Origin of the sequence: Streptomyces atratus, assembly GCF_014648655.1 — a bacterium.
Lineage (GTDB): Bacteria > Actinomycetota > Actinomycetes > Streptomycetales > Streptomycetaceae > Streptomyces > Streptomyces atratus.
On record NZ_BMRN01000003.1, the window covers coordinates 330084 to 355305 of the forward strand.

General features: G+C 71.2%; 17 protein-coding genes. 12 read left to right on the plus strand and 5 right to left on the minus strand.

Annotated features, from left to right (window positions below; genetic code table 11):
* The 3 genes from IEZ15_RS07220 (at position 1) to IEZ15_RS07230 (ending at position 3437) form a co-directional block, all read left to right on the plus strand.
* Complete coding sequence (locus IEZ15_RS07220) at positions 1-576, plus strand: sigma-70 family RNA polymerase sigma factor (protein ID WP_093893485.1); 576 nt, start codon at positions 1-3, stop codon at positions 574-576.
* A 128-nt stretch (positions 577-704) separates the two neighbouring features.
* Positions 705-2207 (plus strand): IMP dehydrogenase, encoded by a 1503-nt coding sequence (gene guaB, locus IEZ15_RS07225; protein WP_114246150.1) that lies wholly within the window; start codon positions 705-707, stop codon positions 2205-2207.
* 105 nt (positions 2208-2312) lie between these two features.
* Entirely contained in the window at positions 2313-3437 is a 1125-nt protein-coding gene (locus IEZ15_RS07230) for a GuaB3 family IMP dehydrogenase-related protein (protein ID WP_072486665.1), read from the plus strand.
* Between the two features lie 79 nt (positions 3438-3516).
* On the opposite strand, the gene IEZ15_RS07235 is transcribed toward IEZ15_RS07230, so the two are convergent.
* Positions 3517-4119: a hypothetical protein gene (locus IEZ15_RS07235; protein ID WP_189275101.1), complete on the minus strand. Its 603-nt coding sequence runs from the start codon at positions 4117-4119 to the stop codon at positions 3517-3519.
* A gap of 127 nt (positions 4120-4246) precedes the next feature.
* Positions 4247-5509, minus strand: a complete 1263-nt coding sequence (locus IEZ15_RS07240; protein ID WP_189275103.1) for a nucleotide sugar dehydrogenase — start codon at positions 5507-5509, stop codon at positions 4247-4249.
* 300 nt (positions 5510-5809) lie between these two features.
* Between IEZ15_RS07240 and IEZ15_RS07245 the strand changes: the two genes are divergently transcribed.
* Entirely contained in the window at positions 5810-7516 is a 1707-nt protein-coding gene (locus IEZ15_RS07245) for a glycerol-3-phosphate dehydrogenase/oxidase (protein WP_114246153.1), read from the plus strand.
* On the opposite strand, the gene IEZ15_RS07250 is transcribed toward IEZ15_RS07245, so the two are convergent.
* Entirely contained in the window at positions 7513-8595 is a 1083-nt protein-coding gene (locus tag IEZ15_RS07250; RefSeq protein ID WP_189275105.1) for a serine hydrolase domain-containing protein, read from the minus strand. The two genes, IEZ15_RS07245 and IEZ15_RS07250, sit on opposite strands and share 4 nt — an antisense overlap.
* A gap of 120 nt (positions 8596-8715) precedes the next feature.
* Between IEZ15_RS07250 and IEZ15_RS07255 the strand changes: the two genes are divergently transcribed.
* From IEZ15_RS07255 to IEZ15_RS07275, 5 genes are all read left to right on the plus strand, one after another.
* On the plus strand, positions 8716-10725 hold the full coding sequence (locus IEZ15_RS07255; protein WP_189275107.1) for a serine/threonine-protein kinase: 2010 nt from the start codon (positions 8716-8718) through the stop codon (positions 10723-10725).
* 184 nt (positions 10726-10909) lie between these two features.
* Positions 10910-13666, plus strand: a complete 2757-nt coding sequence (locus IEZ15_RS07260) for a serine/threonine kinase C-terminal domain-containing protein (protein ID WP_189275109.1) — start codon at positions 10910-10912, stop codon at positions 13664-13666.
* Positions 13667-13796: 130 nt separating this feature from the next.
* Entirely contained in the window at positions 13797-15461 is a 1665-nt protein-coding gene (locus IEZ15_RS07265; RefSeq protein ID WP_189275111.1) for a serine/threonine-protein kinase, read from the plus strand.
* A 140-nt stretch (positions 15462-15601) separates the two neighbouring features.
* Positions 15602-17230, plus strand: a complete 1629-nt coding sequence (locus IEZ15_RS07270) for a succinic semialdehyde dehydrogenase (protein ID WP_189275113.1) — start codon at positions 15602-15604, stop codon at positions 17228-17230.
* A 48-nt stretch (positions 17231-17278) separates the two neighbouring features.
* Positions 17279-19108 (plus strand): GMC family oxidoreductase N-terminal domain-containing protein, encoded by a 1830-nt coding sequence (locus tag IEZ15_RS07275; protein ID WP_189275115.1) that lies wholly within the window; start codon positions 17279-17281, stop codon positions 19106-19108.
* Positions 19109-19190: 82 nt separating this feature from the next.
* Here IEZ15_RS07275 and IEZ15_RS46690 read toward each other — a convergent pair whose 3' ends face one another.
* The gene (locus IEZ15_RS46690) at positions 19191-19436 is read right to left on the minus strand and encodes an LAETG motif-containing sortase-dependent surface protein (RefSeq protein ID WP_189275117.1); all 246 of its coding nucleotides are present in this window, start codon (positions 19434-19436) and stop codon (positions 19191-19193) included.
* 280 nt (positions 19437-19716) lie between these two features.
* On the opposite strand from IEZ15_RS46690, the gene IEZ15_RS07285 reads away from it, so the two are divergent.
* Positions 19717-21444, plus strand: coding sequence for a COG1361 family protein (locus IEZ15_RS07285; RefSeq protein ID WP_189275119.1), 1728 nt, complete (start codon positions 19717-19719; stop codon positions 21442-21444).
* A gap of 426 nt (positions 21445-21870) precedes the next feature.
* Here the strand turns inward: IEZ15_RS07285 and IEZ15_RS07290 are convergent, their stop codons facing one another.
* A complete protein-coding gene (locus IEZ15_RS07290; RefSeq protein WP_114246162.1) occupies positions 21871-22203 on the minus strand; it encodes a chorismate mutase in 333 nt (110 codons plus the stop codon).
* Between the two features lie 362 nt (positions 22204-22565).
* On the opposite strand from IEZ15_RS07290, the gene guaA reads away from it, so the two are divergent.
* Positions 22566-24164, plus strand: a complete 1599-nt coding sequence (guaA, locus tag IEZ15_RS07295; RefSeq protein ID WP_114246163.1) for a glutamine-hydrolyzing GMP synthase — start codon at positions 22566-22568, stop codon at positions 24162-24164.
* 187 nt (positions 24165-24351) lie between these two features.
* Positions 24352-25122, plus strand: a complete 771-nt coding sequence (locus IEZ15_RS07300) for a class II aldolase/adducin family protein (RefSeq protein WP_189275121.1) — start codon at positions 24352-24354, stop codon at positions 25120-25122.
* Positions 25123-25222: the final 100 nt, after the last annotated feature.

Here is a 25222-nt window from a genome sequence, read left to right on the forward strand (position 1 = left end):
ATGCGCGACGACGAGACGACGGTGATCGGTGCACTGGTGCACCGTGCTGTCGAGGGCGACGCGCAGGCCACCCATGATCTGCTGGCCCATGTCCACCCCCTCGCGCTGCGCTACTGCAGGTCCCGGCTGAACCGGCTGCCCGGTGATGCTCGCCACTTCGTGGAGGACCTGGCGCAGGAGGTCTGTGTCGCGGTGCTGATGGCGCTGCCGCGCTACAAGGACACCGGCAGACCCTTCGAAGCCTTTGTCTTCGCCATCGCGGGCCACAAGGTCGCAGATCTCCAGCGGGCCGCCATGCGGCACCCGGGATCGACGGCCGTGCCCTCCGACGAGATGCCCGAGCGGCCGGACGATTCGCTCGGGCCCGAGGAGCGCGCGCTGCTCAGCAGCGATGCGGCCTGGGCCAAGAAGCTTCTTGCCAACCTCCCGGACAACCAGCGTGAGCTGCTCGTTCTGCGGGTCGCGGTCGGCCTGACCGCCGAGGAGACCGGGCAGATGCTGGGCATGTCTCCGGGTGCGGTCCGGGTCGCCCAGCATCGGGCGCTCAGCAGGCTGCGGGCCCTCGCGGAGCAGTGAGCCGGGCCCTGTCCAGGTTCCGTACGAAGCTACAGAACCTCTAGGTGATCTTGCTCGTGGAATGAGACACCCCCGGAGGCCGTTAGCATGGACATCCGCACCGATCAAGGCCATTTGGGGAAGGTGTCATGACTGCAAACGTCGACGGAGTGCCCGAGAAATTCGCGACGCTCGGGCTGACATACGACGACGTGCTGCTGCTGCCCGGCGCGTCCGACATGACGCCCGACCAGATCGATACCTCCTCGTACATCTCCAAGAACGTGCGGGTGAACATCCCGCTGCTCTCCGCCGCGATGGACAAGGTCACCGAGGCCCGCATGGCGATCGCCATGGCCCGGCAGGGCGGCGCCGGTGTGCTGCACCGCAACCTCTCCATCGCCGACCAGGCCAACCAGGTCGACCTGGTGAAGCGCTCCGAGTCCGGCATGGTCACCGACCCGATCACGGTGCACCCGGACGCGACGCTGCGCGACGCCGACGAGCTGTGTGCCAAGTTCCGCATCAGCGGTGTCCCGGTCACCGACGGCGCGGGCAAGCTGCTCGGCATCGTCACCAACCGTGACATGGCCTTCGAGTCGGACCGCACGCGCCAGGTGCGCGAGGTCATGACGCCGATGCCGCTGGTCACCGGCAAGGTCGGCATCTCCGGCGTGGACGCCATGGAGCTGCTGCGCCGCCACAAGATCGAGAAGCTGCCGCTGGTCGACGACGCGGGGGTCCTCAAGGGCCTCATCACCGTCAAGGACTTCGTCAAGGCCGAGCAGTACCCGAACGCCGCCAAGGACAAGGAAGGCCGGCTGCTGGTCGGCGCCGCCGTCGGTGTCGCGGGCGACGCGTACGAGCGGGCCCAGGCGCTCATCGAGGCGGGCGTGGACTTCATCGTCGTCGACACCGCCCACGGTCACTCCCGGTTGGTCGGCGACATGGTTGCCAAGATCAAGTCGAACTCCTCGGTCGATGTCATCGGCGGCAACATCGCCACCCGTGACGGAGCCCAGGCGCTGATCGACTCGGGCGTCGACGGCATCAAGGTCGGCGTGGGCCCCGGCTCCATCTGCACCACCCGCGTCGTCGCCGGCATCGGCGTTCCGCAGGTCACCGCGATCTACGAGGCCTCGCTCGCCGCCAAGGCGGCCGGTGTCCCGGTCATCGGCGACGGCGGCCTGCAGTACTCCGGCGACATCGCCAAGGCCCTCGTGGCCGGTGCGGACACCGTGATGCTCGGCTCGCTGCTGGCGGGCTGCGAGGAGTCCCCGGGCGAGCTGCTCTTCATCAACGGCAAGCAGTTCAAGTCGTACCGCGGCATGGGTTCCCTCGCCGCGATGCAGACCCGTGGCGACCGCAAGTCGTTCTCCAAGGACCGCTACTTCCAGGAGGGCGTCGCCTCCGACGAGAAGCTGGTCCCCGAGGGCATCGAGGGCCAGGTCCCCTACCGCGGCCCGCTCTCTGCGGTCGTCCACCAGCTCACCGGCGGTCTGCGCCAGTCGATGTTCTACGTCGGCGGACGCACCGTCCCGGAGCTCCAGGCCAACGGCCGGTTCGTCCGGATCACCTCGGCGGGTCTCAAGGAGAGCCACCCGCACGACATCCAGATGACGGTCGAGGCGCCGAACTACAGCAGGAAGTAACGCAACAGCGCAGCTGAGGGGCGGCCCGGGGTTCCCGGGACCGCCCCTCAGCCGTGTGTCGGGGATACTGGACAACGCAGACGTAGAGGGAAAGGCCACACCATCGTGACTGAGATCGAGATCGGGCGCGGCAAGCGCGGCCGCCGGGCGTACGCATTCGACGACATCGCCGTCGTTCCGAGCCGTCGTACCCGCGACCCGAAGGAGGTCTCGATCGCCTGGCAGATCGACGCCTACCGCTTCGAGCTGCCGTTCCTGGCGGCTCCCATGGACTCCGTGGTCTCCCCGCAGACCGCGATCCGCATCGGTGAGCTGGGCGGCCTCGGTGTCCTCAACCTCGAGGGCCTGTGGACCCGGCACGCCGACCCGCAGCCGCTGCTCGACGAGATCGCCGAGATGCCCGTGGAGTCGGCGACCCGCCGCCTCCAGGAGATCTACTCCGCCCCGATCCAGGAAGAGCTGATCGGGCAGCGCATCAAGGAGGTGCGCGACTCCGGTGTCGTCACCGCCGCCGCGCTCTCCCCGCAGCGCACCGCGCAGTTCTCCAAGGCCGTTGTCGACGCGGGTGTGGACATCTTCGTCATCCGCGGTACGACGGTCTCCGCCGAGCACGTCTCGGGTGCGGCCGAGCCGCTCAACCTCAAGCAGTTCATCTACGAGCTGGACGTCCCGGTGATCGTCGGCGGCTGCGCCACGTACACCGCCGCCCTGCACCTGATGCGTACCGGTGCGGCCGGTGTCCTCGTCGGCTTCGGCGGCGGCGCCGCGCACACCACGCGCAACGTCTTCGGTATCCAGGTCCCGATGGCGACCGCGGTCGCCGATGTGGCCGGTGCCCGGCGCGACTACATGGACGAGTCCGGCGGCCGGTATGTGCACGTGATCGCCGACGGCGGTGTCGGCTGGTCCGGCGACCTGCCGAAGGCCATCGCCTGCGGTGCGGACGCCGTGATGATGGGCTCCCCGCTGGCCCGCGCGACGGACGCGCCGGGCCGCGGCCGCCACTGGGGCATGGAGGCCGTCCACGAGGACGTGCCGCGCGGCAAGCTGGTCGACCTGGGCTCCGTCGGCACGACCGAGGAGGTCCTCACCGGTCCTTCGCACACCCCCGACGGTTCGATGAACATCTTCGGCGCGCTGCGCCGGGCGATGGCGACGACGGGGTACAGCGATCTCAAGGAGTTCCAGCGCGTCGAGGTGACGGTGGCGGACTCGCAGCACCGCCGCTGATCGCTCTCGGCAGCACGGAGGGAGGCCCGGACCGCAGGCGTGGTCCGGGCCTCCCGTATGTCGTGGGCGACGGCTTCGGTCAGTCGGTCGCCTTGCGCGCGGCCGAGAAGGCCACGACTCCGGCGATCACGATGAAGACGAAGGTCAGCGGGTCCGCGTCTTCCTTCCACACCTTGTTCAGGTCACTGAAGTGGTCGAAGAAGATCTCGCTGACCGAGAGCGGGAGCTGCTTGCTGATGATGATGGCCTCACCGAGCAGCTGGCCGAAGTAGACACCGATCAGCGCGAGGACGGCGCTGATGACCGGCAGGACGGGGTTGCGGCCGCCGAGCTTGCCTGCGGCGAAGCCGACGACGGCGCCGACACCCACGGCCGCGTAGCCGATCTCGTGCTTGGTGGCACCGATGATCCCGCCGTAGATGCCCGCGGCGACGAGGGCCGCGACGACGGCGGCGACCAGGCCGAGGCCCAGGTTGTTGCGAGCCGGGGCCGGCGGGGCGAACGGTGCGCCACCGAACGGGACGCCGGGCTGACCGGGCTGTCCGTATGCGCCGGGCTGCTGGCCCGCGAACGGGTTGCCGGTCGGGGCGGCGGGCTGGCCGGGCTGCTGGCCTGCGTACGGGTTGCCGCCGGCGGGCTGGGCGTCGTTCGGCTGGTTCGCCGGTGGCACGGACTGGCTCATGGTGGAATCCCCCCTGGGACGGAAACGCACGACTGTGCGAGAAGTGACGCCGCAGGCTAGCAGTCGCCTACGACATCGCCCACCGAAATCCTTGGGGAGCTCTTCACCGACCCTTGGAACCCCTTTCTCACAACCGGTGTGCGGCCCCCGCCGGGGTCGCGCCCCGGGTGTCCAGGAGGAGCTGGGCCTTCACCGCGAGGCCCTGGAGGTCGTACGTACGGTGGTGCTGCAGCAGCACCGTGAGGTCGGCGCTCGATGCCGCCTCGTACAGCGAGTCGGCGCGCGGGACCGGGAGTTCACGCACCCGCCAGTCCAGGACATGCGGGTCGTGGTATCCGACCTGGGCGCCCATGTCCATCAGCCGGGTCGCGATCTCCCGGGCGGGGGAGGCCTCCTGGTCGGCGAGGTCCGGCTTGTAGGTGATGCCGAGGAGCAGCACCCGGGCGCCGCGCACGGACTTGCCGTGCTCGTTCAGGAGGGTGGCGCAGCGCTGGATCACGTACTGCGGCATCCGGTCGTTGATCTCCCGGGCGAGGGAGACCATCCGCAAGGGGTGGCCCGGGGTGCGGCTGTTGTACGGGAGGTAGCCCGGGTCGACGGGGGAGCCGTGGCCGCCGACGCCGGGGCCCGGACGGAACGGCTGGAAGCCGAAGGGCTTGGTCTCAGCACATCTGATGACGTCCCAGAGGTCGACGCCGAGATCGTGGCAGAGCACCGCCATCTCGTTGACCAGGGCGATGTTGACGTGCCGGAAGTTGGTCTCCAGGACCTTCGTCATCTCGGCCTCGCGCGGCCCGCGGGCCCGGACGACCTTGTCGGTGAGCCGGCCGTAGAAGGCGGCGGCGGATTCGGTGCAGGCGGGGGTGAGGCCGCCGATGACCTTGGGGGTGTTGGCGTAGACGTGGGTCCTGTTGCCGGGATCGAGGCGGCTGGGGGAGTAGGCGAGGTGGAAGTCGCGTCCGGCGCGCAGCCCCGAGCCCTCTTCGAGGAGGGGCAGTACATAGCTCTCGGTGGTGCCGGGCTGCACGGCCGATTCCAGCAGGACGGTGGTGTGCGGGCGCAGCCGGGCGGCGAGCGCGCGGGCCGCGTCGCCGACGGCGGTGAGGTCGAGGGTGCGGTCGGCGCCGAGCGGGGTGGGCGCGCAGATCACCGCGGTACGGACCCGGCCCAGTTCGGCCGGGTCGGTGGTGGGCCGGAAACCCCCCGAGAGCATCCGGCGCACGTCCGAGGCGGTGAGCGACCCCTCGACGGGGGTGTGGCCCGCGGCGAGTTCCGCGTAGGCGCGTGGGTCGATGTCGTAGCCGACGGTCTGGACTCCGGCGGCGGTGGCGGCTTGGGCGAGGGGCAGGCCGAGGTGGCCGAGTCCGATGACTGCGAGGTCTGCGGGCATGTGGCTGGGCCGTCCTTCCCTTGGACCGACCGGCAGATGGAGGGCGCCACCCTCCGTTTGCCGGTCGGTCCAAGACCATGAGAGCGGAAAGCGCAACCGCTGGGGACAGCGCAATGTCAGACTAGGCGTAAATATGACCTATATGTCGCATTGTGCGGCTCCAGCCGTCCTGGTGTTGTCCACAGGCGGTGGCCGAAGTCGTGTACGGCGGACAGAATCGAGAGGTGGGCACGGGTCGCCCGACCGCTCGGTCGGGTCGCGCCACGTGCCGGACCACCCCGATCTACCCGGGAGGCAGCGGTGAGGACAGCGACACTGGGACCTGCGGAGCGCGCCGAGGCGCTTGCCGCGATGGCCGAGCGCGAACTGGACGTGCTGGTAGTGGGGGCGGGCGTGGTCGGCGCCGGCACGGCGCTGGACGCGGCGACAAGGGGTCTGTCGACCGGCCTCGTCGAGGCGCGCGACTGGGCCTCGGGCACATCGAGCAGGTCGAGCAAGCTGATCCACGGCGGGCTGCGGTATCTGGAGATGCTCGACTTCGCGCTCGTCCGGGAGGCGCTGAAGGAGCGCGGGCTTCTCCTGGGGCGGCTGGCCCCGCATCTGGTGAAGCCCGTGCCGTTCCTCTATCCGCTGCAGCACAAGGGCTGGGAGCGGCTCTACGCCGGTTCCGGCGTGGCGCTCTACGACGCGATGTCGGTGTCGTCGGGGCACGGCCGCGGCCTGCCTGTCCACCGGCACCTCTCCCGCCGCCGCGCCCTGCAGGCCGCCCCGGCGCTGAGGAAGGACGCCCTGGTCGGGGCGTTGCAGTACTACGACGCCCAGATGGACGACGCCCGCTATGTGGCGACCCTGGTGCGCACCGCCGCCGGATACGGCGCCCATGTGGCGAACCGGGCACGGGTGATCGGTTTCCTCCGGGAGGGCGAGCGGGTTGTCGGCGCCCGCGTGGAGGACGTCGAGGCGGGCGGGGAGTACGAGGTCAGGGCCAAACAGGTGGTCAACGCGACCGGGGTCTGGACGGATGACACCCAGGCGCTGATCGGGGAGCGCGGGCTGTTCCACGTCCGGGCGTCCAAGGGCATCCACCTGGTCGTCCCGAAGGACCGCATCCACTCCTCGACCGGCCTGATCCTGCGGACCGAGAAGTCCGTCCTCTTCGTCATCCCGTGGGGACGGCACTGGATAGTCGGGACGACGGACACGGACTGGGACCTGGACAAGGCGCACCCGGCGGCGTCCAGCGCCGATATCGACTATCTGCTCGAACACGTCAACTCGGTCCTGGCCACACCCCTGACCAGGGATGACGTCCAGGGTGTCTACGCGGGGCTGCGGCCGCTGCTGGCGGGCGAGTCGGATGCGACCAGTAAGCTCTCGCGCGAGCACACGGTGGCGCACCCGCTGCCGGGCCTCGTGGTCGTGGCGGGCGGCAAGTACACGACGTACCGGGTGATGGCGAAGGACGCCGTGGACGAGGCGGTGCACGGTCTCGACCAGCGAGTGGCGGAGTGCGTCACCGAGGACGTTCCGCTCCTGGGGGCGGAGGGATACCGCGCACTGTGGAACGCCCGGGCGAGAATCGCGGCCCGTACGGGGCTCCATGTCGCCCGGGTGGAGCATCTGCTCAACCGCTACGGCTCCATGACCGAGGAGCTCCTAGATCTGATTGTCGACGATCCGGCACTGGGTGAGCCGCTGCCGTCCGCGGACGACTATCTGAAGGCCGAGATCGTCTACGCCGCCTCGCACGAGGGGGCCCGCCACCTCGACGACGTGCTGACCCGCCGGACCCGGATCTCCATCGAGACCTTCGACCGGGGCACGCTCAGCGCCCGGATCTGTGCTGAGCTGATGGCGCCGGTGCTGGGCTGGGACGAGGGGCAGATCGACCGGGAGGTCGAGCACTACGAGAAGCGGGTGCAGGCGGAGCGGGAGTCGCAGCGGCAGCCGGACGACCTCACCGCGGACGCCGCGCGGCTCGGGGCGCCGGACATCGTGCCGCTCTAGGCCACGTCAGGTGCGCGGCCGCAGAACTCCGCGTCGAGGAGAGCCGGTTCGAGTGTCGCCGCAGCGGTCAGGGTGTCCGTGTCGATGCGGTACGTCAGGGTGTGCCGGCCGTCGCGCGTGGCGGCGGTACGGACGTAACTGCCTGCTATGTGGCCGTTGTGGCCCCAGACGGTGGTGCCGCAGGAGAGTTTCTGCGGATAGATGCCCAGGCCGTAGACGCCGTGCGTGGCACCGGTGTTCAGCAGGGTCGCCAGCTGGGCGGGCGGGAGGAGGCGCCCGCCCAGCAGAGCCGCGTAGAAGCGGTTCAGGTCGGTGAGTGTGGAGATCAGCTCCCCGGCCGCGCCTGCCGTGCGCGGGTCGAGCGCGGTGACATCGCGCAGGCGGCCGTCGGCCGGGTCGCGGGCGTAGCCGCGGCCGTGCGGGGCGGGCAGGGAGGTACGGGCGCCTGGCAGGGAGGTACCGGTGAGACGCAGGGGGGTGATGATGCGGCGGCGGATCTCGGTGGCGTAGTCGTGTCCGGTGACGCGCTGAATGACGAGTCCGAGAACGACGTAATTGGTGTTGGAGTAGGCGTAGCCGCCGGGGGCATTCGTCGGATGGTGGGCCAGGGCGACACGGACCGCGGCGGTGGCGGAGACGGGATGGGCGGAGGTGTCTGCGGTGTAGTTGTAGAGGCCACTGGTGTGGTTGAGCAGGGCGCGCAGGGTGATGCGGCGGCCGTCGTTGCCGTTGCCCCGGATCAGGCCCGGAAGCAGTCGGCCGACGGTGTCCGAAAGCTGCAGCCTTCTCTCCCGGGCGAGTTGGAGTACGACCGTCGCGACGAAGGTCTTGGTGATGCTGCCGGCCCGGAACCGGTCCGTCCTGCGGATACCCGGGCCCGTCGAGCGGTAGGTGTCGTACGGTGCGGAAGCGGCGCGATGGGCCAGCAGTGCCGCCGTGGGAGCACCGCCCCGGGCGACGAGCCGGGGAAGATAGGCCGCTGCGGGCGTGAGGTGTGGTTCGCTGGGCAGGGTCGCTGTTCCCAGGCCGAGCAGCGCCAGCAACAACGGGGCGACAAGCAGCGCCCTGAGTGTCGGCATGGCAGGGAATCCCTTCCTCGGGCCACATCATGACGGGCCCGTGGACCCGGCACCAAGACCGGTCCCGGGGTGAGGGACAATGAACGCTCTGCCAGGGCGGGTTGATCGCAGAGGGGACGCATGTCGGAGGCGGAGCAGGCACGGGAGCCCCAACGGGACAAGGACGGACGTCTTCTTGCGGGGCGGTACCGGCTCGGGGAGGTGCTCGGCCGGGGCGGTATGGGCACGGTCTGGCGTGCCGTCGACGAGACGCTGGGCCGTACGGTCGCGGTCAAGGAGCTGCGGTTCCCTTCGGCCATCGACGAGGACGAGAAGCGCCGGCTCATCACGCGGACGCTGCGTGAGGCGAAGGCGATCGCCAGGATCCGCAACAACGGCGCGGTGACGGTCTACGACGTGGTCGACGAGGACGACCGGCCGTGGATCGTGATGGAACTCATCGAGGGCAAGTCCCTCGCCGAGGCCATCCGCGAGGACGGGGTGCTGACGCCGAGGCGCGCCGCCGAGGTCGGCCTCGCCATCCTCGACGTGCTGCGATCGGCGCACCGCGAGGGCATCCTGCACCGCGATGTGAAGCCGTCCAACGTACTGATCGCCGAGGACGGCCGGGTCGTGCTGACCGATTTCGGCATCGCGCAGGTCGAGGGCGACCCGTCGGTCACCTCGACGGGCATGCTCGTCGGCGCCCCGTCGTACATCTCCCCGGAGCGCGCCCGCGGGCACAAGCCGGGACCGCCCGCCGACCTGTGGTCGCTCGGCGGACTGCTGTACGCCAGCGTCGAGGGCTCGCCGCCGTACGACAAGGGGTCGGCCATCGCCACCCTGACCGCGGTGATGACCGAGCCGCTCGACCCGCCGAAGAACGCCGGTCCGCTGGAGGAGGTCATCTACGGCCTGCTCGCCAGGGACCCCGATCAGCGGCTCGACGACGCCGGTGCGCGCGCCCTGCTCAACGACGTGATCCACGCTCCCGAGAAGCCGGACCCGGTGGTGCCCCCGCCCGCCGACGCCACCCAGATCATGGCGCTGCCCGGCCAGGCCGCCGAACCGGGCAGCAAGTCGGCGTCGAAGTCCGGGGAGTCGGGCGAGGGTGCCCGGGACCGGCTGCGGGGCGCACTGCGTTCCGCGCGGAACGCGAAGGCGGCACCTGCCGCAGCGGTGGGTGCGGCCGCCGCCTCGACCACTGCGCCGCCGCCTCCCTCGACACCTCCGTCGACCGCTCCCTCGACGGGCTCTTCGAAGCCTGCCCGGCCTTCGACTCCGGCGAAGCCGGCCGCGGCTTCCGCCGCCGTACCGTCGCCGCGTCCCGCCACGTCGCCGACCACCCCGCCCCGTGCGTCCATCACGGACGTGGTGTCACGCCGCACCCTGGCGATCATCGCGGCCGTGATCGTGCTCGCCATGATCGGTACGGTCCTCGCCCTCACGCTCGACGGAGGCGGCAAGGACGACGCGAGCGGCGGCAACGGCAAGGACGACAAGTCCACCTCGGCCGGGCCCTCGACGACCGGCGGCTCCGCGGACACCGACAGCGGCAGTGGCGGCGACAAGGCCCAGGATCAGGGCGGCAACCAGGGCCAGGACAAGGATCAGGGCAAGGGCAAGGGCGACGACTCGGGCAAGGGGTCGGATGGTTCGAAGGGCGACGCCCCGGACGCCGCCGACGCGCTGCCCGCGGGATACAAAGCCATCAAGAACAAGCAGTTCCACTTCGCGATGGCGATGCCCGAGGACTTCCGGCTCACCGACACGGCCGGTCGCAACTCCGGCGGCATCTACAACGTCGAGCGGGGCGGCTTCCCGCGCGTCCAGGTCGACTACACCGATTCGCCCGGCGGCGACGCCGCCGCAGCCTGGAACGCCGCGAAGGGCGCCGTCGCGGCCAGCAGCAACGGCTACCACCACCTCGGCGTGAAGAAGGTCCAGTACAACGGCTACCCGACCGTCGCCGACTGGGAGTTCGAGCGCACCCAGCAGGGTGAGCGGATCCATGTGCTGAACCGGGGCTTCAAGGTCGACGCCACCCACGGCTACGCGATCATGATCAGCTGCAAGGTGGGCGAGTGGGACAGCAAGGAGTGCCGGACGCTGCGCGAGACCGCGTTCGACACGTTCGAGCCCACCGACTGATCCATGGGGCGAAAAGGGCCGGGATGTGCCGACCCTGACGCACGGCCGGTACTTGCCACGTATCGTGAGAGCCTGAAGACCGTACGCAGCCGGAACGGTGGGTCAATTGCACGGTAAGTGACCGCAATTGATGGATTCGTGCGGTCTTTGTGGCCGGGGGAACAGCGCGCTCTGGGGAGGCGTCGTGGATGACTATGCGGGTCGGGTACTTGCCGACCGCTATCGCCTTCCGCTGCCCCCGTCCGATGAGTACGAACTGGTCGAGACCCGGGCGTTCGACACCTACAGCGGGCAGGAAGTCCTGCTCCGGCAGGTGCCGTTGCCCGAGGTGGTGGACGCCGAGGTGCTCGACGGCGACGGTCCGGTCCCGGCGGCCCGGCGGGTCACCGGGCGCGCCGTGCGGCGGTCCACGGACCCGGCGGTCCGGCGCGCCATCGAGGCGGCGCAGGCGGCGGCCCAGGTCCCCGACCATCCCAGGCTCGACCAGGTCTTCGACGTGTTCGCCGAGGCCGGCTCGCTCTGGATAGTGAGTGAACTCGTCATGGCCCGCCCGCTCGCGGCCCTGCTGGCGGAGCGCCCGCTCAATCCCTTCCGGGCCGCCGAGATCGGCTCCGATGTGCTGACGGCGCTGCGGGTGCTGCACGCCCATGGCTGGACCCACCGCAACATCACCGTCCGCACGGTGCTGGTCTGCGACGACGGCCGCGTCGTGCTGACCGGTCTGGCGGCCGGAGCGGCGGAGGAGGCGCTCTGCGGGTACGTACCGACGCCCCAGCCCGACGACGAGGACGACGGCGGGTACGACGAGGGATACGGCGGCCGCCCGGCGTACGAGACGGACCCGACCGGGCCGTACGCACCGCCGCCCGTCGCTCCGGCCGAGGTGCCGGCTGCGCGCGGCCCGGTGGCGATCGAGACGGGCCGGGCGACCGGTGATCCGTACGACGATGACGATCCGCACGACGATCCGCACCCCGGCGACCGGTACGCCGATGACCCCCATGACGGTGTGCCGGGCGAGCTGGAGGCCGTACGGCCGCCGGTGAATCCCGCCCTCCCGGCGCCCGCCCCCGCAGCGGCCGGCGCCGCGCAGCTGCGGGCCGAGCGAGCCGGAGCCATAGCCGCCTACCGTGCGGGCGCCCGCGCCGCCGCCCGCGTCGGCGAGGACCGGCACCCGGCCGGGGCCGGCGAGGCGGAGGACACCGGCAGCCTCCCGGTCCAGCGCCCCGCGCGGCCGGAAAGCGCGGGGCCGCCCGGCCCGGACCACGGCCACCCGCAGCCGGCCGGCCCCTGGAACCGGCCCGTCGAGGACCCGTACGAAGACGACCCGTACGAAGACGACCTGTACGACGACGAGGACGACGACGGCTACGGAGGCGACGGCCAGTCGCCGCCCGGCCGGCGGCTGCATCTCACCGGTACCTGGAGCGACGGCCCGGGATCTGGGCGCCCCGTCCCCGCCGGAGGCTCGGGCGACGCCCTGCGCGCCGATGCCCGCCGCCAGGGCAACTCCCCGGCGCTGCCCGCGCACCGGCCCGAGCCGCAGCAACCGCCGGGCCGCTGGGACGAGATCGTCGCCGACGGCCGTACGGGCCCCGCCTACCGCGGCCCCGCCACCACCCTCGCCGCCGAGCGCGCCCGGCAGGCCCGGATCGCCGTCGTCGGCGCGGTCACCGAGCGCTGGGCGCCCGAGCAGGCCGGCCCCGTCCACGAGAACTGGCAGCTGGCGCCGCCGATCGGCCCCGCCACCGACCTCTGGGCGCTGGGCGCGCTGCTTTACCGCGCCGTCCAGGGCCACGCCCCGTACCCCGAGGAGAACGCGGCCGAGCTCGTCCAGATGGTGTGCGGGGAGCCGCCCGCCTTCGCCGAGGAGTGCGGTCCGCTGCGCCCTGTCGTCGAGTCGCTGCTGCGCCAGGACCCCACCGAGCGGCCGGACTTCGAGGAGCTGCAAGGCTGGCTGCGCTCCCTCGTACGGTCGGCGCCCGAGCCCGAGGCCGGTCTGGACGTCGTGCCGCTGCCGTCCGCCGACAGCGCCCGGCTTCCCGTCGTGCGCCGCCGGGGCGAGCTGGTCCGCAGGCGCCGCGGCCGCATGGGGCAGAGCGCGGCCCACGGCCGCCACCGCCACACGAAGGAGAAGTCCGACCGCCACGACAGACCCCGGGCGGAAAAGGCACCCAGGGCGCCGCGTGAACCCAAGGGCCCCAAGGCGCTGCGTACGCCGCCCCGACCCCGGCCGGGCGAGGGGCGGGCGCCGCGACGGCTCGGGCGGCTGCTTCTGGTGCTGATCCTGCTGGCCCTGGTCGCGGCCATCGCGTACGCCGTGATGTTCATGCCCAAGGAGGACAGCGGCTCCGGCACCCGCTCCTCGGGCCCGGCGTCGTCGACGTCCGGTTCGCCGGAGCCCGGCGCCGGTACGACCGGCGGGCAGTCGCCCTCGCAGCCGTCCGGCGCGCAGCAGCCGCAGACCAGCCGCTCCGCCGTCGCACTCGCCCCCGGCTACGCCCTGCGCAAGGACCCGGAGGGTTTCGAGGTCGGCGTGCTCAAGGGCTGGCAGCGCAGCCCCGCCAACGCGGACCGTCAGATCCGGTACGGCAGCGACGGCTTCAGCCTGCTGATCGTCCCCGGACGCGACACCGTCAAGGCCAACGGCGACGACCCGTTGGCGTACCAGGCCGACAAGGAGCTGGAGTTGCAGCCGTTCCGCGACTCCAGCTGGTCGGGGTCGAGCGGGCTGCGCCGGATCGATGTCGGCCGACAGGCCATGGCCGAGGGGCAGTTCACCTGGCAGGACGCCTCCGGTCGCGAGGTGTACGCCCGTAATCTCGCGATGATTGTCGACGGCCGCTACCACATTCTCCAGGTCATCGGCCCGGAGGACCGGCGCGACAAGGTTTCGGACATCTATGAACAAGCCATCGCCTCCTACCGCGTGACGCCCTGAAGCATCCCGGTGCGTCACCCGAAGGGTGGCGGAGCGACAAGCATCACAGTGCGGTCTCTTGGGGGAGGCGAGGTTCCGTGGCCTGCATCCCCTCCGTAATCTGGCCTCCGAAGGAACGGGGCGGGGATACGTGGATCGATCACAGGGCACGGACGCGGGACTGGTACTGGCCGGGAGATACCGGCTCGGCGAAGTCCTCGGGCGCGGCGGCATGGGCAAGGTCTGGCGCGCCCACGACGAGGTGCTGCACCGCACGGTCGCGGTCAAGGAGCTGACCGCCGGGCTGTACGTCGCCGAGGCCGACCGGATCGTGCTGCACGCCCGCACGCAGAAGGAGGCCCGCGCGGCCGCCCGGATCACACACCCGGGCGTGGTCACCGTCCATGACGTGATCGAGTACGACGACCGGCCCTGGATCGTCATGCAGTACGTCGACGGTCCGTCACTCGCCGACGCGGCCAAGGAGTCCGGCGAGATCGAGCCGCGCGAGGCCGCCAGGATCGGCCTCCATGTGCTGGGCGCCCTGCGCGCCGCACACGGTGCGGGGGTCCTGCACCGGGACGTGAAGCCCGGCAACGTCCTTCTGGCCAAGGACGGCCAGGTGCTGCTCACCGACTTCGGGATCGCGGCGATAGAGGGCGACTCGACCATCACCAGGACCGGTGAACTGGTCGGCTCCATCGACTATCTGGCGCCCGAGCGGGTACGCGGCGGCGATCCGGGCCCCGCCTCCGACCTGTGGTCCCTCGGCGCCACGCTCTACACCGCGGTCGAGGGGCGCTCGCCGTTCCGCCGTACGTCCCCGATCTCCACCATGCAGGCCGTCGTCACCGAGGAACCGCCGCCGCCCGGGCGGGCGGGCCCGCTGGCCTCCGTGATCACCGCGCTGCTCCGCAAGGACCCCGAGGACCGGCCTTCGGCGGCGGAGGCGGAGCGGATGCTGCTGGAGGCCATGGAGGGCCGCGAGCCCCGAGCCGCTCAGGCGTACGTACCGACGCAGCGCGTCCCGGACGAGGTTCTGCGTTCGCTGGGCCCGGACGGCACGTCGGGGGCGGGTGCGGATCGGCTGCCCCACCCCGTGGCCGTTTCCACCGCCCCGTTGCCGCCCCCGGTGACCCGGCGCAGCCGGGGCCGGTGGCGTACGGCGGTGCTGGTCATCGCCGCAGCCGCGCTGCTTGGCGGTGGCGCGGGGCTCGCCGCGATGAAGTACGGGGACCGTGCGGACAGCGCCGCCGAACGGAGCAGCACGGGCACGCACGCGAGCGGGACCCCCACGGCCCCCAGGAAGCCCGGCAATTCGCCCGCACCGAAGCCCGATCCCTCGGGGAACGGCGTACCCGACGGCTGGCACCGGGTGGACGACCCCGAGGGCTTCAGCCTGATCGTGCCCGTCGGCTGGGAGCGCCGGGCGGACGGCAACCAGATCGACTACACCCCGGACAACGGTCTGCATTACATCCGGATCAGCATCGACCCGGCGCCCGACTTCGAGAACCCCTACATGCACATGCTGAACCTGGAGAAGCAGCTGGCCAAGCGGCTGCCCGGGTACGAGCGCAAGACCCTGCACTCCAACACGTACCGCGACCGGGCGGGCTCGCTCTGGGAGTTCACCTGGACCGAGACCAAGGACCATCCGGGGCCGCGTCACGCGATCGACCAGATGTACTTCGGGGAGGACGGCGGCCCGGAGTACGCGATGTACATGACGGGTCCGGCTTCGGACTGGGACACGACCCGGGAACAGTTCGACACGATACTGCGCGGATGGCGTGCGCCCGGCAGCTCCGACTGAGGCTGCCGGACCGCGCCGGCGGCCACAGGGGTCCTGATCAGGGGCTTTGTTGCCAGTGATCACTGGCTTGTTTGTGGGGACTGTGAAAACCCGTTACTCACGGGTACCCAAAGTGTTCGGCTGGACGTACTCTCGCCCTCATGACGGACTCGCAGGCCTCCACGTCCACCTCCGCAGCCCCGGTCGGCACCAACCCCGTGGCCCCCGCCCCCGCGGGCGCGCGCACCGCAGCCGATGTGGTGACACCCGAGGTGATCGCCCAGCTGACCCGTGGTGTGGTCGGCTCCGGCCGTACGGCCAACCACACCCCCTTCACCGGGGAGAAGCTGGCCGATCTGCCCGAGTCCACGCCCGAGGACGTGGCGAAGGCCTTCGAGCGGGCCCGTGCCGCCCAGCCGGCCTGGGCCGCGACCTCCGTCCGCGCCAGGGCGGCCGTCCTCCTCCGCTTCCACGACCTCGTGCTCCAGCGGCAGGCGGAGGTCCTCGACCTCATCCAGCTGGAGACCGGCAAGGCCCGGCTGCACGCCCACGAGGAGGTGCAGGCCGTCGCCGTCGCGGCCCGCCACTACGGGCGCAGGGCCGGCTCGTATCTGAAGCCGAAGCGGCACGCCGGAGTCGTACCGACCCTCACCAAGGTCACCGAGCTGCGTCAGCCGCGCGGTGTCATCGGTCAGATCGCGCCGTGGAACTACCCGTTGGAGCTGTCCGTCGGCGACGCGCTGCCCGCGTTCGTCTCCGGCAACGCCGTCGTGATGAAGCCCGACACGGAGACCGCGCTGACCGCGCTGTGGGCCCGGGACCTGCTGATCGAGGCCGGGCTGCCCGCCGAGGTCTTCCAGGTGGTCCTCGGCGACGGACCGGTCGTCGGCCCCGAGGTCGTCAAGCACGCCGACTACGTCTCGTTCACCGGTTCCACCCGCACCGGCCGCGAGGTCGCGCAGGGCGCCGCCGCCCGTCTGGTCGGCGTCTCGCTGGAGCTCGGCGGCAAGAACGCCATGCTGGTCCTCAAGGACGCCGATGTGGAGAAGGCCGCCGCGGGCGCCGTCCGCGCCTGCTTCTCCTCGGCCGGTCAGCTCTGCATCTCCATCGAGCGGCTGTACGTCCACGAGTCGGTCGCCGACGACTTCGTGGCCCGCTTCGCCGCCCGCACGAAGGCCATGCGGCTCGGCAACTCCCTCGCCTACGGCGCCGACATGGGCTCCCTGGTCGGCGAGCGCCAGCTGGAGACCGTCACCCGGCATGTCGCGGAGGCCGTCGAGAAGGGTGCCGAGCTCGTCGCGGGCGGGGTCGCCCGTCCCGACATCGGCCCGCTCTTCTACGAGCCGACCATCCTCGACGGCGTCGAGGCGCCGATGGCCGTCTGCAACGAGGAGACCTTCGGCCCGGTCGTCTCCATCTACCGCTTCACCGACGAGGACGAGGTCGTCGCCCTCGCCAACGCCACCCCGTACGGCCTGAATTCGAGCGTCTGGACCAAGGACTCGAAGCGCGGCCACCAGGTCGCCGCCCGGCTGCGGACCGGCACGGTCAACATCAACGAGGGATACGCCCCCGCGTACGGCAGCGTGCAGTCCCCGATGGGCGGCATGAAGGACTCCGGTCTCGGCCGGCGGCACGGATCCGAGGGCATCCTCAAGTACACCGAGGCCCAGACCGTCGCCCAGCAGCGGCTGATCCCGATCGCCCCGTCCTTCGGCATGGACGACGAGAAGTACGCGGCGTTCATGACCCGCAGCCTGAGGGCGATGAAGGCGTTCCGCCTGCGCTGACCCCGTAACACCGCAGCACGTTCTGTCCTTTTCGTACCGAGGAGAGCCATGTCCCAGGACAGTCCTGCCCAGAATCAGGCCGGACCGGCCGGTGGGACAGATGACGACGTGGCGTACGACTACGACGTCCTGGTCGTCGGCTCGGGCTTCGGCGGTGCGGTGGCGGCCCTGCGGCTGACCGAGAAGGGATACCGGGTCGGCGTCCTGGAGGCGGGCCGCCGCTTCGGCCCCGGCACCCTCCCCAAGAACTCCTGGGACATCAAGAACTACTTGTGGGCCCCCGCGCTCGGGCTCTACGGCATCCAGCGCGTGCATCTGCTCGGCAAGGTGATGGTGCTGGCCGGTGCGGGCGTCGGCGGGGGCTCGCTCAACTACGCCAACACGCTGTACGTACCCCCGGCGCCGTTCTTCGAAGACCGCCAGTGGGCGTCCATCACCGACTGGCAGGACGAGCTGAAGCCGTACTACGACCAGGCCGAACGGATGCTCGGGGTCCGGCTCAATCCGACGATGACCCCCTCCGACGTCCATCTGAAGGCGGCCGCGCAGGCCATGGGCGTCGGCGACACCTTCCATCCCGCCCCGGTCGGCGTCTTCTTCGGTGACGGCAAGGACGCCGACGGTACGGCGAGGGCGAAGCCCGGTGAGACGGTCGCCGACCCGTACTTCGGGGGTGCGGGCCCCACCCGCAAGGCGTGCACCGAGTGCGGCGAATGCATGACGGGCTGCCGCCACGGCGCGAAGAACACCCTCAACGAGAACTACCTCCACCTCGCCGAGAAGGCCGGAGCCGTCATCCGTCCGATGACCTCCGTCGTCGCGATCACGGACGACCCGGAGGGCGGCTACCACGTCACCACCGTCCCGACCGACCGCCGCAAGAAGGCAGAGCCCGAGCGGCTGCGCGCCCGCAAGGTGGTCGTCGCGGCAGGCACGTACGGAACGCAGACCCTGCTGCACACCATGAAGGACCGGGGGCTGCTGCCCCGGCTCTCGGACCGGCTCGGCGAGCTGACCCGTACCAACTCCGAGGCGCTCGTCGGCTCGCAGACCAGCGACCGGCGCTACCGCAGGAAGCACGGCACCCCGAAGGCCGACTTCACCCGGGGCGTCGCGATCACCTCCTCGATCCACCCAGACGAGAACACCCACATCGAGCCGGTCCGCTACGGCAAGGGCTCCAACGCGATGGGCGCGATGTCGATTCTCCAGGTGCCGTACGGCAGTCGCCGGGTGCTGAGCTGGCTCGGCAACATGGCCAAGCACCCGACGCTCGCCGTGCGGTCGCTCTCCAACCGCCGCTGGTCGGAGCGGACCATCATCGGCCTCGTCATGCAGTCGCTGGACAACTCCCTGACGACGTATCGCAAGCCGGGCGGCATGGGTAAGGGCCTGCTCACCGCCCGGCAGGGGCACGGCGCGCCCAACCCGACGCAGATCGAGGAGGCGACGCGCAGCGCCTCACTGCTCGCCGACGAGATCAACGGCTTCGCCGGCTCGAACGTCGGCGAGCTGATGGGCACCCCGCTCACGGCACACTTCCTCGGCGGCTGCCCCATCGGTGCGAGCGCCGAGGAGGGGGTGATCGATCCGTACCACCGGCTCTACGGACACCCCGGCATCTCGGTGGTCGACGGTTCGGCGGTCTCCGCGAACCTCGGCGTCAACCCGTCGCTCACCATCACCGCACAGGCCGAGCGCGCGATGTCCTTCTGGCCCAACAAGGGCGAGGCGGACCCGCGCCCGGAGCAGGGCGAGGCGTACGAACGGCTGGCCGCGGTCGAGCCGCGGGCACCGGCGGTCCCGAAGGAGGCCTTCGGTGCGCTGAAACTGCCGTTCCTCGGGCTGCCGGCCGTCCCGCCGAAGAAGAAGTCGTAGCCGCCACAGCGAACCGGAACAGCAGAAGGGGCTGCACCCCCCTCCGAGTGCAGCCCCTCCGCGCTTACGGTGACCAGACGCCTTACGCGCCGGTGTCACCGCTCCTGCGGCGCCGCACGATGAACATCGCGCCTGCGCCGAGTACTGCGGCCGCGCCGCCCGCCGCGGCGAACACCGGCACCGCGGAGGCCGAACCCGTCTCCGCGAGGCTGCCGGGGACCAGGCCCGTCGGGTTGCCGGCCGGCTTCGCGGCCCGGGCAGCCAGGACCGCGGCACAGGCGCTCACTGCCGTGGCGGCGGTGAGCGCCATGGCGCGGCGAAGCTTCATGTGACCTCAGAAGTCCGGCGTACCGCTGTGAGCAGTACGGCTGTCGGGACGGGCCTGCCGTGCCGGGGCACGGGCGGGGCCGGTGGTTCCGCATGGTTGACCCGTGGCCCGCCGCAATGGTTGTCCGGATGCTCACAGAACCCTTATGTGACGCCACTCACGTTTCTCTCCGTGCTCAATCCGTGACCTGAGGCCGCGCAACTCTTCACCGGGCCACGCGGTCGAACTCGTATCGCTGTCACAGCGGTCGCACCGCCCCACCGACCTCAGAGAGTCCGCGATGAGAACCATTTCCCCGCGAGCCGTGCTGCGCCGAGCCGCCGGCGGTTTCGCCGCCGTCGTTCTGCTGGCCGCCGGCTCGCTCGCCCTCGGCACCCCCGCGCAGGCCGCCGGTCCGGAGCTGGTGATCGGCGGCCCCGCCGCAACAGCCCTGCACCCCTACCGGGCGAGCGGTTCACCGCGGAAGTCGACGGTCGGGATCACGGTCGACAACCCGTCGCGGAACGGAGAGCCCGGCACCTTCGACGGGGACTTCACCGTGACCTTCGATCTGACCGGGATCGCGGGCATCGCCGATGCTGCCTTCGGCGAGAGCGGCGGCGCGGACTGTGAGGTCACCGGCCCCACGGCCGTCTGCCGCGGCTACGGCCTCGGGCCCGGCCGGAGCGCGCTCGCCGAACTCGAGCTCTCCGCCGCCGAGGGCAGCCGCATCGGCGACTCGGGCACCATCAGGGCCACCGGCAAGGCGGACGGGGCGACGTTCACCGCCTTCTCCACCGAGGCAGTCATCGGTGGCCCCGACCTGGTGATGGAGCGGCTCCCGCTGAAGCAGGATCTGAAGCCCGGCGAGACCCAGCCGGTCCCCGTCGCCTTCACCAACAACGGCACCCGGGCGGCCGACGGCGTCCTGCTCACCCTGATGTACACGCGCGGTCTGGACTTCGTCGAGCGCTACGCGAACTGCGAGTACAGCGAGGGCGAAGCAGGCCGGGGCTTCCCCGCCGGAACCACCGCCCGCTGCTCCGTCCCCGGCACGTACGAAGCGGGGGCGACCTACCGGCTCGCCGTACCGCTCTCCCTCAAGGCCACCGAGCACGCCTTCCACGACACATTCGTCTACCGCATCGACGAGGACGTACCGGGGCAGGGCGCGCAGCGTTCGGCGGCGAGCGTCGGCGCGGGCAAGGGCGCCGCGCTCACTCTGAAGGAGGCCGTCACCGTCCGAGGCGTGGACCTCGATCCCCGGGACAACCAGCAGGAGGCCGACTTCGTCACCGCGAACTCCGCCGACTTCGTGGCCTACGGCGCCCGGGCGCGGGGCGCCGCGGGCGAGACCGTCGCGGCCACCATCGGCTTCCGCAACAAGGGCCCGGCCTGGGTCGGTCACCTGAGATCCGGCGAACCCGTCGCCACGGTCGACTTCACCGTTCCCGAGGGCGCCTCGGTCACCGGCAGTCCCGCCGACTGCCGGGGTGTGACGGCCGACGGTCAGTACCGCGAGAGCCGGAGCGGAGCGCCCCGCTATGTCTGCGACACGTCCATGGCCGTACGGGACGGCGCCGACTTCGCCCTGCGCTTCCATCTGAAGATCGACAAGGTGGTGACGGGAGCCTCCGGCGCGGTCACCGTACGCGCCCCGCGCCTCGCCGAGTCCGCGAAGCTGCCCTTCGACCCGAAGCCGGGCAACAACACCGCGCTGCTGGTCCTGAACAGCGACGACGGCGACGGCGGCTCCGGATCCACCGCCTCGGGCGGGGCCTCCGGCTCCGGCTCCGGATCGGCCGGCCCGGCCACCGCCGGCGGCTCGACCACCGGCTCCGGCGCCACGTCCAACGGCTCGACCACCGCGGGAGCCGCAACGGGCGGTTCCACCACGGCCGGTTCCACCGGCGGCTCCCTGGCATCGACCGGTACCGTCGCGCTGCCGGTGGCCGCCGGTGCGGCGGTCGCACTCGCAGCGGGCGGCGTGCTGTACGCGACGGCCCGCCGCCGCCCCCAGCGGGGCTGACGTCCGGCCGGGGGCCGGGCAACAGAGGTGGCATGGGCAAGGGCCCCGCGGACCGGGAGGCGGTCCACGGGGCCCTGCGCGATCAGCACCTGGACGCGGCCTCGGCACCGAGCTGGACGGCTGCGCCCCGCGCAGACCGTTTCGACCGGATACGGCCGGCTCCGGGCGTCCCCGGAGCCGGCCGTTCTTGGGGTGACCGGGCCGCTGTCCCCTGCCGACCGGTCACGCACGCTGGGGCGCGGTCCCACGGCGTACCTGCAGTACGCCACACGCTCCAGCGGAGCCACGCGTGGTTTCTTTCCAAAGCCGCCCCTGGCTGGCACGGACACCGGGACCAACGAAGTCGCGGCGGACCCGGTCACGCGCCGTACGGGTGAGAGTCGGACCGAACTGGGATACGCCCTGACACCCCCTGCCCGTGGGGTGTCAGGCCCGGCCGCGGCAGAGCTCGAGCAGCGTCATGGCGAGGGAGGTGCCGGGCTTGCCGAGCGCGTCCCGGTACTGGCCGAGGATCTCCATCTCGCGCGAGAGGTTGATCCGGCGGCCGCCGGAGGTGATCCGGGCCTCCTGGATGACCGCGGAGATGGCCATCCGCTCCTGGACGAGTCCGATGATCCGGTCGTCGAGGGCGTCGATGCGGGACCTCGCGTTGTCGATCAGCGCGGCGGCCTCATCGGTGTGCGCGCCGGTCTTCTCGGCGGTGGTCTTCGCAGCGCCGGTCTTCGCGGTGCTGCTCTGCACAGGGGCGGTGCTGGTCATGGTGGTGACTCCTCGTGGGGTGCGGCCCCCGAATCCGACCGGTCCGGAACGTCAGAACGCCCCGGGCCTTTCGGCCCGGGGCGCCTGGAACGTTGCTTGTCAGTGGATCAAGCAGCACGACCATGGCAGCCGGCGGGCCGGATGCCATAGGTAAAGACGAAGGTCGTGTGCTGTCGCATGGAACTCAGTATGGCCCTGCCTGTGCGGGCGGGCCAACACGGGGCCCGGATGCTGAGACACCGCCCGGCCCCGGCCCGGGACCTGCGCTTCCCGCAGCCCCGTCCGGGCGTGACGACGGCCGCCTCCGCAACCCCGGTAGAATCGACAAAACCGACCCCCTTTCACCGCCGGAAGGCCGCCCCGTGCCAGCAGCACCCCCCGCCGCCGCCCCCGACATCGCCACCGACGTGGTCCTCGTTGTCGACTTCGGGGCGCAGTACGCCCAGCTCATCGCCCGCCGCGTCCGTGAGGCCCGGGTCTACAGCGAGATCGTCCCGTCCACGATGCCGGTGGCCGAGATGCTGGCCAAGAACCCCCGGGCGATCATCCTGTCCGGCGGCCCCTCCTCGGTGTACGCGGAGGGCGCACCCTCTCTCGACCGTGCGATCTTCGAGGCCGGGGTTCCGGTCTTCGGCATGTGCTACGGCTTCCAGCTGATGGCCACCACGCTCGGCGGCACCGTCGACGACAACGGTGCCCGTGAGTACGGCCGCACCCCGCTCACCGTCTCCAAGGCCGGCTCCACGCTCTTCGAGGGCACCCCCACCGAGCAGTCGGTCTGGATGTCGCACGGCGACGCCTGCTCCGCCGCCCCCGAGGGCTTCACCGTCACCGCGTCCACGGACGTCGTACCGGTCGCCGCCTTCGAGAACGACGAGAAGAAGCTCTACGGCGTCCAGTACCACCCCGAGGTCCTGCACTCCACGCACGGCCAGCAGGTCCTGGAGCACTTCCTCTACCGCGGCGCCGGCATCGAGCCGACCTGGACCACGACCAATGTGGTCGAGGAGCAGATCGCGCTGATCCGCGAGCAGGTCGGTACCAAGCGCGCCATCTGCGGCCTGTCCGGCGGCGTGGACTCCGCAGTCGCCGCAGCCCTCGTGCAGAAGGCCATCGGCTCGCAGCTGACCTGCGTGTACGTCGACCACGGTCTGATGCGCAAGGACGAGAGCGAGCAGGTGGAGAAGGACTTCGTCGCCTCCACCGGCGTCCAACTGAAGGTCGTCGATGCCGAGGAGCGGTTCCTGACCGCGCTGGCCGGGGTCTCCGACCCCGAGCAGAAGCGCAAGATCATCGGCCGTGAGTTCATCCGTGTCTTCGAGCAGGCCCAGGCCGAGATCGTCGCCGAGGGTGCCGCCGACGGCGAGGAGGTCGCCTTCCTCGTCCAGGGCACGCTCTACCCGGACGTCGTCGAGTCCGGCGGCGGCACCGGCACCGCCAACATCAAGTCGCACCACAATGTGGGCGGCCTCCCCGAGGACATCGAGTTCCAGCTCGTCGAGCCGCTGCGCCAGCTGTTCAAGGACGAGGTCCGGATGGTCGGCCAGGAGCTCGGCCTGCCGGAGGAGATCGTCCAGCGCCAGCCGTTCCCCGGCCCGGGTCTCGGCATCCGTATCGTCGGCGAGGTCACCAAGGAGCGGCTCGACCTGCTCCGCGAGGCCGATGCCATCGCTCGCGAGGAGCTGACGGCAGCCGGCCTGGACCGCGACATCTGGCAGTGCCCGGTGGTCCTGCTCGCCGATGTCCGCTCGGTCGGCGTCCAGGGCGACGGCCGCACCTACGGTCACCCGATCGTCCTGCGCCCGGTCTCCTCCGAGGACGCCATGACGGCCGACTGGTCGCGCCTGCCGTACGAGACGCTCGCCAGGATCTCGACCCGCATCACCAACGAGGTCGCCGACGTCAACCGCGTCGTCCTCGACGTGACGAGCAAGCCGCCGGGCACCATCGAGTGGGAGTGACCTTCCCGACGGGCCCTGCCTGACACCCGGTCGACGCCGATGCCGTCGCTCATTCACCTGGGCGGCGGCATCGTCGCGTACCCGGACCCGCACCCGTGCCCGAATCGAGTCCCGATGCCTCTGGCCACCTGCGGCAACCGGCGGTAACTTCCGATCCCGTACGCCCTGGGAGTCCCGAGGAGTCGCCATGCCCGAGCCCACACCCATACCTGTGGACCAGCTCCACTTCGCGTTGCCGCCCGTCCACGAGTCGGTGGCGGACGAGCGCGCGTACCGCAAGGAACGGCTGGCCGGGGCGCTCAGGCTGTTCGGGGAGTACGGGTACGAGGACGGCGTCTCCGGTCACATCACCGCGCGGGACCCGGAGTTCACCAACTGCTTCTGGGTCAACCCCTTCGGGGCCCCTTTCGACGGGCTCGCGCCGGACGAGCTGATCCTGGTCAACGGGGAAGGGCAGGTCGTCGAGGGGCGGCACCATGTCAATCAGGCGGCGTTCGCCGTCCATGCGCAGGTGCACCGGGCCCGCCCGGACGTCGTCGCCGTCGCGCACACCCACTCCGCGCACGGACGGGCCCTGTCCGCGCTCGGCGAGCTCATCGAACCGATCACCCAGGAATCCTGCGCCTTCTACGAGGACCATGTCCTGTACGACGCGTACACCGGGGTCGTCGTGGACGAGGACGAAGGGCGCCGGATCGCCGCCGCGCTCGGCGGCCACAAGGCGATCGTGCTGCGCAACCACGGGCTGCTGACCGTCGGCGACTCGGTGGACGCGGCCGCCTGGTGGTTCATCGCGCTCGAACGCTCCTGCCAGGTGCAGCTGGCCGCGCGGGCGGCCGGAAAGCCGGTGCTGATCGAGCACCGGGACGCGGTCACCACCCGTGAGCAGCTGGGCAGCGACCTGGTGGCCTGGATCAACTACCAGCCACTGTGGCGCCGGATCAGTCGCACATTCTGACGATACGCGCCGACGGGCCGCCCCGATGCGGGCCCGAGCCCCTCCGTGCGGCACAATTCGCAGCAATCACAGCCGAGTTGGCTGGACCGGGGCTGGAAAG